This is a genomic window from Polaromonas sp. YR568, assembly GCF_943371715.1.
In the GTDB taxonomy this organism is placed as follows: Bacteria; Pseudomonadota; Gammaproteobacteria; order Burkholderiales; family Burkholderiaceae_C; genus Polaromonas.
The window spans coordinates 41,969-53,622 of record NZ_CALRVW010000026.1; the positions used below are offsets into that span (position 1 = coordinate 41,969).

Below are 11,654 nucleotides of genomic sequence, written 5' to 3' on the forward strand. Positions count from 1 at the left end.
ATAGATAAGCACCATGCGCCACTCCCCTGAAGCCCTCACCGCCTTTGCCGAAGCCGCCGCGCTGGGCTCGTTTTCGGCGGCCGCGCGCAAGCTCGGCAAAAGCCAGTCCACCGTGAGCACGGCGATTGCCAACCTCGAGATCGACCTCGGCCTCTCCCTGTTCGACCGCAGCAGCCGCAAACCGGCGCTGACGGACCATGGCCGGGTGATGCTCGGCAAGGTGCAGGAAATCCTGGCCGCCAGCGACCGGCTCGACCTGTCGGCCAGCCAGCTCGGCGGCGGCCTTGAAGCCAGGCTCAGCGTGGTCTGGTCCGACACCTACCAGTCGGACCGCTTCGAGGACATGCTGACGGCTTTCGAGCAGCGTTTTCCGGACCTGGAGTTCGAATGCCTGATCGCCGAACACGGCGACCTGGTGTCGCTCGTGCAGACCGGGCGCGCCCACATCGGCGTGGTCGGCGCCCAAGGGGCGTACCCGCCCGACATCGGTTCGGCCACGATTGCCGAGCAGTCGGAGATCGCGCTGTTTGTCGCCACCGGCCATGCGCTGGCCGGCCTGGCGGACATCACGCCGCAGGTGCTGGCGCAGCATCGCGAGCTGCGGCTGGACACCTACCTGGGCCGGGCCGACCAGGTCATGCCGGCGGCGCGCCGGTCCTGGTCTGCGCCCAGCTACCTGATGCTGCTGGAGATGGCGGTGCTGGGTTTTGGCTGGGCCGCGATTCCGCGCTGGATGGTCACGCGGTTTGCCGTCGGCAAGCTCACCGAGCTGGACGCGCGCGGCTGGCCGCAACGGGTGCCGGTGGACGCGGTCTGGTCGCGCCAGCGGCCGCTGGGCCGCGCCGGCACCTGGTTGTTGCAGGAAATGCTGGCAGCGCCGGCATCGCCAGTTCTATAAGGAAAATGAGGCCCCAGCCCTTAGCGGGCGGGCGCCGGAAGCTCTTTATTTGATAGCGTCTTGGGCGCTGCCTTGCCGACCTCACCCAGCAGCCACTGCCGGAAGGCGCCCAGCGGCTTTAGGTGGCTGCGCGACTCGGGGTAACACAGGTAGTAACCCATCTCGTCCCTGTAGCCGTCGTCCAGCGGCGTGACGACCAGGCCGGCGGCGATGTCGTCCTGCACCAGGCAATGCGGCACCAGCGCCAGGCCCATGCCGGCCCGCACCGCACGTATCAGGCTGTGGTACTGGTCCAGCTGCGGGCCCATCAGCGTGTTGACGCCGCTGACGCCGTGCGCCGCACACCAGTGGGTCCAGGCATGCGGCACGCTCACATGCTGGAGCAGGGTGAAGCCGGTGATGTCCTGCGCCTGGCGCAGCGGCGGTTGCGCCGGCAGCCCCGGCGGGGCGATCAGCACGACTTCACGGCCGGTCAGGTAGTCGGCCCGGGCGCCCGGCCAGCTGCCGTTGCCGAACAGGATCGCGCAGTCCAGGTCTTCGCGCTGGAAGTCGTAGCCCTGGGCATAAGGCACATAGTGCAGTTCGATCTGCGGATGCAGGCGCTGGAAGGCCGGCAGCCGCGGAATCAGCCACTTGGCGCCGAAGGTGGGCAGGGTGGACAGGTGCAGGGCGCCGCCGCCGTCGCCGCTGGTGATCAGCTCCAGTGTGGCCGCTTCGAGTTGCGCCAGCACCGGACGCACGGCGGCCTCGTAACGCACACCGGCGGGCGTCAGGGTCAGGCGCTGGCGGATGCGCTCGAACAGCAACACGCCGGTGAGCTGCTCGAGCTCGCTGATCTGTTTGCTGACCGCGCTTTGCGACAGGTGCAAGGCCTCGCAGGCGCGCGAGACGCTGCCGAAACGCGCGGTGGTGGTGAAGGCGCGCAGCAGGTGAATCGGCGGCTGGAGGCGTTTCATGGCCCGATTTTAAATCAAGTTCATTCCAAAATGGACTGAACCCAGTCGAAGACTTCACGGGTGGCCCCGCGCGTCTGGCACCACTCCTGCTACACAATGGATTCACAAATTCATTTTGAAAAGGATCATCATGCAAAGACGCCACCTCATCGCACTTGCCGCTACTTCAGTACTCCCTGGAATGGGTTGGGCGCAGTCGAACAAACCCCTGCGCCTGGTGGTGCCCTTTCCTCCCGGTGGTGCGACCGATATCACCGCCCGTGTGTTGTCCGAACCGCTGGCCCGCGCGCTGGGCATGGCCGTGATTGTTGAGAACCGCGCCGGCGCCGGCGGCTCCATCGGCATGAGCGAAGTGGCCAAGGCCGCGCCTGACGGGCTGACACTCGGCGTGGCGACCCTGTCCACCCACGGCGTCAACCCGGCTGTCTACAAAAAGCTGCCTTACGACCCGATCAAGGACTTTGTGGCCGTGACCGAACTGGTCAAGGCGCCGGGTGTGGTGGTGGTCAACGCGGCCCTGCCGGTGAAGAACTTTGCCGAACTGGTCGCCTACCTCAAGGCCAACCCGGGCAAGCTCAGCTACGCCTCGCCCGGCAACGGCACCATCGGCCACATGTGGGGCGAACTGTTCAAGAGCACGACCAACACCTACATGGTGCACATTCCCTACCGCGGTGCGGGCCCGGCCCTGAACGACGTCGTTGGCGGACAGGTCATGGTGTATTTCGACCAGGTGGCCGCCTCGCTGCCTTTCATCCAGTCCGGCAAGCTGCGCGCGATCGCGGTGTCCTGGGACAAACGCCTGGAGGTGCTGCCGAGCACGCCGACCTACGCGGAACTCTCGCTGTTTTCCAGCAACGACCCGTCGTGGTTCGGGCTGGTGGCGCCCGCCGGAACGCCGGCGGCCATGGTCAATCGCGTCCAGCAGGCCGTGGTCAAGTCCCTGCAGGAGCCCGCCGTGCGCACCAAGCTGGCTGCGCAGGGGCTGTTTGCCTCCGGCACCACGCCGGCCGAATTTGCGGCGCAGATCAAAAAGGAAATCGACAAGATGCAGCGCATTGCGAAGTTCGCAAAGATCAGCATCGAATAAAGCGGAAGGCGCCGGCCCGCAGCGCCTGCGCGCCGTGGCCGGCCCCCATGCACCCCCGGCCGCAACGTGGCCTTGGCCAGCGTGGCCACCGCAGGGGTGCCGACAGGACCACAATCAAAACCATGACCCCATTTCTCCGCTCTCTGCCCGGCACCACGGCCCTGGTGCTCGATTCACCCCACAGCGGGACCGACTACCCTGACGACTTTGCCTACGCCTGCGCGCTGCCCACCCTGCGCCGCGCCGAAGACACCCATGTCGAAAAGCTCTACGACTTCGCCCACGCTCTGGGCGCGGGCTGGGTCGAGGCCTTTTTCCCGCGCAGCTACCTCGACGCCAACCGCGACACGACCGAGATCGATGTCAGCCTGTTTGACGAGCCCTGGCCCGATGCCGTGTCCACCGATGTGAAGGTGATGAGCAAGGTGCGTCTGGGCAAGGGCCTGGTCTGGCGCACCACCGACGACGGCGTGCCGATTTACCAGCGCAAGCTCAGCGTGGCCGAGGTGCAGGCGCGTATTGCGCGCTGCTGGGAGCCCTACCACGCGGCGGTGGCCCAAGCCATCGACAGCGCGCACCAGCGCCACGGCTACAGCATCCACCTGAACTGCCACTCGATGCCGGCCGTTGCGTCCAGCCACGCGACCGAGTTCCCGGGCGAGGCGCATGCCGACTTCGTGGTCGGCAACCGCGATGGTTCCACCTCCAGCGAGCCGCTGGCCCGCCTGGTGTGCGCGCACCTTGAAGGCCTGGGTTACAGCGTTTCCTACAACCATCCCTACAAAGGCGTGGAACTGGTGCGCCGTTATGGCGAGCCGCTGCAGCAGCGCCACAGCATCCAGCTCGAAGTCAACCGCAAGCTCTACATGGACGAGCAGACGCTGGACATGCACGAAGGGGCGGTGCCCCTGAAGGCCAGCCTGCGGTCGCTGGTGCACCTGCTGCTGGCCACCGACCCGCGCACCCTGTAGTGCCGCGCAGCGTGGCCGGGCTCGCGGATAATCGCGAGCCATGATCACCCTGTTCAGCGACCAACACGCCCTGCATGCGCCCGCTTTCGAATTTTTCCGGGGCGAGCGTGTGCCCTGTTTTGAAACCCCGGCGCGTGCAGCGTTTGTCCAGCAGCGCCTGCTGCAGCACGGCCACGTCTTGCGCGAGCCGCATCTCGACAGCCGCGCGCTGCTGGGGCAGGTGCACAGCGCGCGTTACCTCGCGTTTCTCGAGCACGCGTGGGACCACTGGCTGAGCCTGGAGCTCGGCAACCCGGCGCGCCAGCCTTTTCCGTCGGTCTGGCCGGTGCGCACCCTGCGCAGCGATGTGGAACCGGCCAACTTCACCGCACGGCTGGGCCTGTATTCGATGGACAACGGCTCGCCGCTCTCGGCCGGCACCTGGGCGGCCGCCAAGGCCGGGGCGGACGCCGCGGCCAGCGCGGCAGCGCTGATTGCTGAAGGCGCGCGCGCGGTGTTTTGCTGCAGCCGCCCGCCCGGCCACCATGCCGGCGCCGATTTCATGGGCGGCTACTGCTTCCTGAACAACGCCGCGGTGGCGGCGCAGTCTTTGCGCCAGGGCGGTGCCGAGCGCGTGGCCGTGCTTGATGTGGACTACCACCATGGCAACGGCACGCAAAGCATTTTTTACGATCGCGCCGACGTGTTGTTTGTCAGTCTGCACGGCGACCCGCTGACCGAGTACCCGTTTTACCTCGGCCATGCCGATGAGACGGGCGAGGGCGCCGGCCTGGGCTTCAACCTGAATCTGCCGCTGCCCGCGGGCGCGTCGGTCGACGCCTGGTTCGCGGCGCTGGAGCAGGCGTGCCTTCGCATCACGCAGCACGGCGCGCAGGCGCTGGTGGTGTCGCTGGGGCTGGATACCTTCGCCGATGACCCGATCTCGACCTTTGCGCTGCAGGCGGCCGACTTCGGCCGTCTCGGCCGGCGCATTGCCGCGCTCGGTGTGCCGACGGTGTTTGTGCTCGAAGGCGGTTACGCGGCCGAAGCGCTGGGCACCAACGCGGTCCAGGTCATCGACGGTTTTGAACAGGAGCATTGAACCTAGAATCCACAGTTGATCGCTTGCTTCTCGCTGGCTAAACCGCATGAACACTTACTTTTTCAGACACAAAAACCGTCGCCATTGGGGTGACAGCGCTACGCACCCGATTGAGCCGCCCTGGGGCGCGCTGGCGGCGTTGCTCCTCCTCGCGGGCATCTGCCCGCAGCGTTGTCGCGCCTTGCCAGCCCACCCCATGACGGCCCACTCGGGCGCGTTCAACTGCGGTTTCTAGGTTCATGGACAGCGTGGATGTGGTGGTGATAGGCGCGGGTGTGGTCGGCCTGGCCGTGGCCCGTGCGCTGGCGCTGCAGGGGCGCGAGGTGATGGTGCTGGAAGCGGCGGACGCCATCGGCACCGGCACCAGCTCGCGCAACAGCGAGGTGATCCACGCCGGCATTTATTATCCGCAGGGCTCGCTCAAGGCGCGGCTGTGTGTGGAGGGCAAGGCGCTGCTGTATGACTATTGCGCGCAGCGCGGCATAGCCCACAGCCGCTGCGGCAAGCTGATCGTCGCCACCCATGCCTCGCAGATTCCCCAGCTGCAGGCCATCATCGCCAAGGCCGCCGCCAACGGGGTACACGACCTGGTGCTGCTGACACGCGAGCAGGCGCAGGCGCTGGAGCCCGAGCTGGATTGCGTGGCGGCCGTGTTGTCGCCGAGCACCGGCATTGTGGACAGCCACGCGCTGATGCTGGCGCTGCAGGGCGACCTCGAGAACGCCGGCGGCATGGTGGTGCTCAATGCGCCGCTGGCCCGCGCGCACTGTGCGCCATCAGCGATGGTTCTGGTCGCAGAAGACGGCACCGAACTGGCGGCGCAAAGCGTGGTCAATGCCGCCGGCCTGCACGCACAGACGCTGGCCCGTCGCTTTGACGGGCTGGACGCGCGGCATGTGCCGCCCAGCCACTACGCCAAGGGCAACTACTTCACGCTGTCGGGCCGTTCGCCGTTCAGCCGCCTGATTTACCCGGTGCCCGAGGCCGCAGGGCTGGGCGTGCACCTGACGCTGGACCTCGGCGGCCAGGCCAAGTTCGGCCCCGACGTGCAGTGGGTTGACTCGCCCGACGATCTGGTGGTGGACCCGCGCCGCGGCGACGCGTTTTACGCCGAGGTGCGCAAGTACTGGCCGGGCCTGCCCGATGGTGCGCTGCTGGCCGGTTATGCCGGCATAAGGCCCAAGATCCAGGCGCCCGACCAACCCGCCAGGGACTTCCTGATCCAGGGGCCGGCCGAACACGGGGTGGCTGGCCTGGTCAACCTGTTCGGCATCGAGTCGCCGGGCCTGACCAGTTCGCTGGCGATCGGCCGCCATGTCAGCGGATTGCTCCCAAAAAAATAGCTGCACACGCCCGGTACACGGGCGCTGCAGCTTATTTTGATTGCGAGGGGTTAGCCGCGTTTGCCGGTCACCATGCGGTAGATGAACAGCAGCAGCATGGCGCCCAGCACGGCCGCGATGAAACCGGCGGACTCGCCGACCTGGTACAGGCCCAAGGCACCGCCCAGGTAGCTGGCCAGGACCGAACCGACGATACCGATCAGCACCGTGATGATGAAACCGGACGGGTCACGCCCGGGCATCAGGAATTTGGCGACCAGGCCAACGATAAAGCCGATAAGAATGGTCCAGAGAATGCCCATGAGTGTGTATTTCAGAAATTAGAGGTGGAAGAAGGGAAGGGCTGGCGCGGAAGGTCCGCTCAGTCCCGCAGGTCGGCCGGCACGGTGCCGCCGTTGGCGGCCAGCTTGTTCATGACCTGGCGGTGCAGCCAGATGTTCATGGTCGCGCTGTCGCTGGTGTCGCCGGTGTAACCCAGTTCTTTCGCCAGTTCCTTGCGCTCGCCCAGGCTGCTGTCGAGGTTCAGCAGCTTCATCAGGTCAACAATGGAGGTTTTCCAGTTGAGCTTTTCCGGGTTTTTCTGCGCCATGTCGTTGAGCAGCGCTTCCACGTCGACCTGCGCCATCGGGGCTGGTGCGGCGGTGGCAGCGCCTGCTCTGGCCGCTCCGGCGGCAGCTGCGGCGGCAGCGACGTCATCGCTGGAGGGAGCCGTGGGGGCTGGCGCGGCGTGGGCCGACGGGAAAATTTTGCTGAAGATCTTGCTGAGAATGCTCATGGTGGTTCCAGTCGATGAAGTAAAGCATTCATGATGGCGCGGACGGCCGGCACGCCACAGAGGACGCCGGCGACTCTGCGTGTAGGAAAGTGGCGGGTGCAGCGAACTCGTGTCCAATAGAGGGTATGGAAACCGCCACCGAGATTGAAAAACGCCTGACCGACCTGGAGATCAAGGCCAGTTACGCCGAAGACCTGCTCGACGAGCTCAACCAGGTCATCGTCCGCCAGCAGCAGCAGATCGACCTGCTGATGCGCGAGGTGAGCCAGCTGCGCCAGCAACTGCCCGAGGCCGGCGCCGCCACCCTGACCCGCGCTGGCGACGACCTGCCGCCACACTACTGAAACACAGCACATGGCCACCGCAAAAAGCATCACCACCGACGACTACAAGCTGTTCCCGTCGCCGCGCAACCGGCATCGGAGCATCTTTCTGCACCAGGTGTTTGTGCCTTACCCCTACATGCTGATCGACCTGGACAGCTACAACTTCAAGGGCAAGGCCAGCCTGTTTGCGGCCTGTCGCAACACCGACAGCAAGATGGGACAACTGGTCACGCTGGAGTTGCCCGAGGACGAGTTGCGCTTCAAGCAACAGTTTGTGCCCGATTGAGGCGGGCGCGCAGGCCCGCCAGGAGGCGGCGCTGCGGTGCCGACATTGAGGTCGATATCGGTTGCCAGTCCATAGTGGGCGGGAACAGTCAGCTATTAAATAAGTAGCACGGGTGTGCCCGCCGGTGATCCCCGGTCGCCGGTCCCTGCCACGCCCGAGGGATGGTCCACAATGCGGTTTGTCATCCGGGCCTCCTACAATCGGAGGAGAAACCATCGTCCATGCAGCAAGGAGATTCCCGACGTGCCCAATATCGCTACTGTCCTCAAAGCTGAAATTTCCCGGGTTGCCCGCAAGGACGCTCGCGCGGAAACCCAGCCGCTGAAAAAAGCGTCGTCGCAACACCGCAGCGATATTGCCGCCCTGAAGCGGCGTGTGCTGGCCCTGGAAAAGCAGCTCAGCCGTGTCCTCAGGTCCGGCAGAAAGGCGTCTGCGCCCGAGGAAGCGGAAGAGGGCGCCGGCAACGGCTTGCGCTTCAGCGCCAAGGGACTCGCCGCGCAGCGACGCCGGCTCGGGCTGACCGCGGCCGCGACCGCCAAGCTCCTTAATGTGTCGGTGCAGTCTGTCTACAAGTGGGAAGAGGGCAAGACCCGTCCCCGCGCCAGCCAGCTGCCGGCGATTGCGAGCCTGCGGAAAATGGGCAAGCTCGAAGCGGCCAAGCGGCTGGCTGAGTTACCGGGCTGAAGAGCCGCACGGCCTTCTGCCAGAAAGCGCCGGTGATGGTGCCGATCTGCTATAAAAAATGGATCTGCTTGCGCCCATCCCTATTGGGCTATCGGCTCTTTTTGATGGCCAGGGCCGCTTCGGTCACCAGGTCGGGCCCCTTGTAGATCAGCCCGGTGTAGATCTGCACCACGTCGGCGCCGGCTTCGATCTTGGAGACCGCGTCCCGGCCGCTCATGATGCCGCCCACGCCGATGATGGGAAAACTTTTGCCGAGCGCCGCACGCAGCTGACTGATGACGCGGTTGCTGGCGGCCAGCACCGGCGCACCGCTGAGGCCACCGGCCTCTTCGGCGTGCGGCATGCCCTGGACGGCCTCGCGGCTCAGCGTGGTGTTGGTGGCGACCACGCCGTCCATGCCGTGGCGTTTCAGGGTGGCGGCAATCACCTCGACCTGCGCCTCGTCGAGATCGGGCGCGATCTTCACAAAAATCGGCACGTGTTTGCCATGTTGCGCGGCGAGGGTTTCGCGGCGCTCGGCAATGCGGCCCAGCAGCGTGTCCAGCGCCTCGTCGCTTTGCAGCGCGCGCAGGTTTTTCGTGTTGGGGCTGGAGATGTTGACGGTCACGTAGTCGGCATGCGGGTAGACACCATCGAGGCAGATCAGGTAGTCGTCCACCGCGTTCTCGATCGGCGTGGCGGCATTCTTGCCGATGTTCAAGCCCAACAGCAGAGGGTGTTTGACCTTCTGTTTGCGAAAACCGGACTTCTGCACATTGGCAATGAAAGCGTCCAGCCCGTCGTTGTTGAAGCCGAGCCGGTTGATCAGCGCGTTGGCCTGCGGCAGGCGGAACATGCGCGGCTTGGGGTTGCCCGGCTGCGCTTTCGGCGTGACGGTGCCGACTTCGACAAACCCGAAACCCATGGCGGCCAGCCCGTCGATGCAGCGCGCATTCTTGTCGAGCCCGGCGGCCAGCCCGACGCGGTTGGGAAAGGTCAGGCCGGCCAGGATGAGGGGATCGTCCACCCGGCCCGAGCAGTAGGCCAGCGCCAGCGGCGTGCGCTGCGTGCCGGCCAGCGAGGCCATGGTCAGTTCATGGGCGGTTTCCGGGTCCAGACCAAATAAAAAGGGACGGGCGAGGGCGTAGGGGAGCAGGGGCATTGGATAATTCAGGGCCTGTTTACGCTATTTATGCAAGTGCGAAGGTGGTGAAAACAGCGCCAATCTAGGCGCGCGACGACGCTCAGCCTGGCGGGCTGGGCTAGGAGTGCAACAACGAGTGGCGTTGTTTTCACCACCTTCCCTCCGGGTTGCGGCCAAAAAGGCGATGCGTAGCGTTGCAAAGCCTTGCCGGGCTCCAGCCCGGCTGCATTTTGCGCCTCACGCATGACCTTTTTGACTCGCAACGCATCTTGTATAAATAGTGTAAACAGGCCCTAGTTGTTCTGTGCGGCAGGCTGCATTGTCGCAAACCCCATCCATCCATCCCTTTCCCATCCCTTTTATTCCCGGACCGCCATGACCCAAGACGAACTCAAAACACTGGTTGGCCAGGCCGCCCTGGCCTATGTCGAACCCGGCAGCATTGTGGGTGTCGGCACCGGCTCCACCGTCAACAAGTTCATTGATGCGCTGGCCGGCATCAAGGACACGATTGCCGGCGCGGTGTCCAGCTCGGTGGCTTCCACCGAACGCCTGCAGGCCCTCGGCATCCAAGTCTTCGAGGCGGCCGATGTCGAGGAACTGGCGGTCTACATCGACGGCGCCGACGAGATCGATCGCGCCGGTTACATGATCAAGGGTGGCGGCGCGGCGCTGACGCGCGAAAAAATCGTGGCTGCCCAGTCGCGCAAGTTTGTCTGCATTGCCGACGAGTCCAAGCTGGTGCAGACGCTGGGCGGCTATCCGGTGCCGGTGGAAGTCATTCCGATGGCGGCGCAGCGCATCCGGCGCCAGTTTGCGGCGCTGGGCGGCAGCGCCACGCTGCGGCTGAAAAACGGCGCGCCGCTGGTCACCGACAACGGGCAGCACATCCTGGACGTGAGCGGCCTGAAGATCACCGAGCCGCTGGCCTTCGAGTCCGAGGTCAACCAGTGGCCCGGGGTGGTGACGGTCGGGGTCTTCGCCTTCCAGAAGGCGCATGTCTGCCTGCTGGGCACAGAGGTCGGCGTCAAGACCCTGGTGTTTTAACCCCACAAGCGCCCCACAAGCGGCGTGCCGGATGTTGTAAAGTTGTACGACAAATTTCCCGGATTCCCATGACCCAGCGTTTCCAGTCCATCACCCCGGGCGTTCATTTGTCCGAACAGGTCGCCGAAGCCCTGTCGGCCGAAATCCGCGCCGGCCGGCCGGCGGCAGGCGACAAGCTGCCAACCGAGGCCGCGTTGGTCGAGCAGTTCGCGGTGAGCCGCACGGTGGTGCGCGAGGCTGTGTCGCGCCTGAAATCGCTGGGCCTGGTGGAGTCGCGCCAGGGCAGCGGGGTGTTTGTGAAGCGCGCGGCCTTTGCGCCGCTGAACTTCGACACCCGTTCGGCTGCGTCCATGCAGGCGGTCATCCAGATGGTCGAGGTGCGCCGTGCGCTGGAGGCCGAGGTCGCCGCGCTGGCGGCCCAGCGCCGCACGGCGGCCGATATCAAGTGCATCCGCCAGGCCATGGCGGCGCTTGACAAGGCGGTCAAGGCAGGCGGTGACGGGGCCGAGGAAGACGTGAACTACCACCGCGCGATTGCCGACGCGGCGCAAAACCCGTTTCTGATCAGCACGCTGGACTACCTGCGCCAGTTCCTGCGCGGCGTCACGCGGGTCACCCGGGCCAACGAGGCGCGCCGGGCCGACTTTGCCGACCAGGTGCGCGAGGAACACGAAGCCATTGCGCAGGCGATCGAGGCCGGCGACCCCTTGCAGGCGCGCCAGGCCGCGGCCCGTCACATGGACAACGCGATCCGCCGCATCGAGCAGGCCGATCCGGCTTTCTGGCAGCAGGAGGGCGTGCAGCTGGCCAGCGCTCTGCTACCCGATGCGTTGCAGCACTGAGCCGTTGGCCGCGCCCGATTCGGGAAAACCTGCAAGAGGATCATGGGATGCAAGTTGTATGATGACCATATGAATAAGCCGTCCATTCAAGCGCTTTTCGGCTGCCTGGCGTCGAGCGGATTCCAGAAAATCAACATTCAAAAATGACCCGGGTTGAAGGAGCAATGTGATGAGTCTTGTAGCAGGTGTGATCGGTCTCGGTGCCATGGGCAGCGGCATGGCGCAATCGCTG

15 protein-coding genes are annotated in these 11,654 nt (G+C 65.5%); 10 read left to right on the top strand and 5 right to left on the bottom strand.

Annotated features, from left to right (window positions below; genetic code table 11):
- The first annotated feature begins 13 nt into the window (after positions 1–13).
- A complete protein-coding gene (locus AAG813_RS16405; RefSeq protein WP_341916753.1) occupies positions 14–898 on the top strand; it encodes a LysR family transcriptional regulator in 885 nt (294 codons plus the stop codon).
- A 20-nt stretch (positions 899–918) separates the two neighbouring features.
- Here the strand turns inward: AAG813_RS16405 and AAG813_RS16410 are convergent, their stop codons facing one another.
- Positions 919–1,854 carry a LysR substrate-binding domain-containing protein gene (locus tag AAG813_RS16410; protein ID WP_341916755.1) on the bottom strand — a complete coding sequence of 312 codons (936 nt, stop codon included), beginning with the start codon at positions 1,852–1,854 and terminating at the stop codon, positions 919–921.
- A 130-nt stretch (positions 1,855–1,984) separates the two neighbouring features.
- Here AAG813_RS16410 and AAG813_RS16415 point away from each other — a divergent pair, with 130 nt between their 5' ends.
- The 4 genes from AAG813_RS16415 to AAG813_RS16430 all read left to right on the top strand — a co-directional run bounded on the left by AAG813_RS16415 (position 1,985) and on the right by AAG813_RS16430 (position 6,339).
- Positions 1,985–2,944, top strand: a complete 960-nt coding sequence (locus AAG813_RS16415) for a tripartite tricarboxylate transporter substrate binding protein BugE (protein ID WP_341916756.1) — start codon at positions 1,985–1,987, stop codon at positions 2,942–2,944.
- Positions 2,945–3,066: 122 nt separating this feature from the next.
- The gene (locus AAG813_RS16420; RefSeq protein ID WP_341916758.1) at positions 3,067–3,915 is read left to right on the top strand and encodes an N-formylglutamate amidohydrolase; all 849 of its coding nucleotides are present in this window, start codon (positions 3,067–3,069) and stop codon (positions 3,913–3,915) included.
- Positions 3,916–3,955: 40 nt separating this feature from the next.
- On the top strand, positions 3,956–4,996 hold the full coding sequence (locus AAG813_RS16425) for a histone deacetylase family protein (RefSeq protein ID WP_341916760.1): 1,041 nt from the start codon (positions 3,956–3,958) through the stop codon (positions 4,994–4,996).
- A 239-nt stretch (positions 4,997–5,235) separates the two neighbouring features.
- On the top strand, positions 5,236–6,339 hold the full coding sequence (locus AAG813_RS16430) for an NAD(P)/FAD-dependent oxidoreductase (RefSeq protein WP_341916761.1): 1,104 nt from the start codon (positions 5,236–5,238) through the stop codon (positions 6,337–6,339).
- A gap of 50 nt (positions 6,340–6,389) precedes the next feature.
- Here AAG813_RS16430 and AAG813_RS16435 read toward each other — a convergent pair whose 3' ends face one another.
- Entirely contained in the window at positions 6,390–6,641 is a 252-nt protein-coding gene (locus AAG813_RS16435; protein WP_341916762.1) for a GlsB/YeaQ/YmgE family stress response membrane protein, read from the bottom strand.
- A 59-nt stretch (positions 6,642–6,700) separates the two neighbouring features.
- Positions 6,701–7,114 (bottom strand): DUF3597 domain-containing protein, encoded by a 414-nt coding sequence (locus tag AAG813_RS16440; protein WP_341916765.1) that lies wholly within the window; start codon positions 7,112–7,114, stop codon positions 6,701–6,703.
- A gap of 125 nt (positions 7,115–7,239) precedes the next feature.
- Between AAG813_RS16440 and AAG813_RS16445 the strand changes: the two genes are divergently transcribed.
- From AAG813_RS16445 to AAG813_RS16455, 3 genes are all read left to right on the top strand, one after another.
- Positions 7,240–7,458, top strand: a complete 219-nt coding sequence (locus tag AAG813_RS16445) for a SlyX family protein (RefSeq protein ID WP_341916767.1) — start codon at positions 7,240–7,242, stop codon at positions 7,456–7,458.
- 10 nt (positions 7,459–7,468) lie between these two features.
- The gene (locus AAG813_RS16450) at positions 7,469–7,726 is read left to right on the top strand and encodes a hypothetical protein (protein ID WP_341916768.1); all 258 of its coding nucleotides are present in this window, start codon (positions 7,469–7,471) and stop codon (positions 7,724–7,726) included.
- 171 nt (positions 7,727–7,897) lie between these two features.
- Positions 7,898–8,410, top strand: coding sequence for a helix-turn-helix transcriptional regulator (locus tag AAG813_RS16455; protein WP_341916770.1), 513 nt, complete (start codon positions 7,898–7,900; stop codon positions 8,408–8,410).
- Between the two features lie 88 nt (positions 8,411–8,498).
- Here the strand turns inward: AAG813_RS16455 and AAG813_RS16460 are convergent, their stop codons facing one another.
- Positions 8,499–9,551, bottom strand: a complete 1,053-nt coding sequence (locus AAG813_RS16460) for a quinone-dependent dihydroorotate dehydrogenase (protein WP_341916771.1) — start codon at positions 9,549–9,551, stop codon at positions 8,499–8,501.
- A 357-nt stretch (positions 9,552–9,908) separates the two neighbouring features.
- Here AAG813_RS16460 and rpiA point away from each other — a divergent pair, with 357 nt between their 5' ends.
- Together rpiA and AAG813_RS16470 are read left to right on the top strand one after the other, a co-directional pair.
- On the top strand, positions 9,909–10,580 hold the full coding sequence (gene rpiA / locus AAG813_RS16465) for a ribose-5-phosphate isomerase RpiA (RefSeq protein WP_341916773.1): 672 nt from the start codon (positions 9,909–9,911) through the stop codon (positions 10,578–10,580).
- Between the two features lie 68 nt (positions 10,581–10,648).
- Positions 10,649–11,422: a FadR/GntR family transcriptional regulator gene (locus AAG813_RS16470; protein ID WP_341916775.1), complete on the top strand. Its 774-nt coding sequence runs from the start codon at positions 10,649–10,651 to the stop codon at positions 11,420–11,422.
- On the opposite strand, the gene AAG813_RS16475 is transcribed toward AAG813_RS16470, so the two are convergent.
- A partial coding sequence (locus AAG813_RS16475; RefSeq protein WP_341916778.1) for a hypothetical protein occupies positions 11,399–11,654 on the bottom strand: 256 nt, incomplete at its 5' end. The two genes, AAG813_RS16470 and AAG813_RS16475, sit on opposite strands and share 24 nt — an antisense overlap.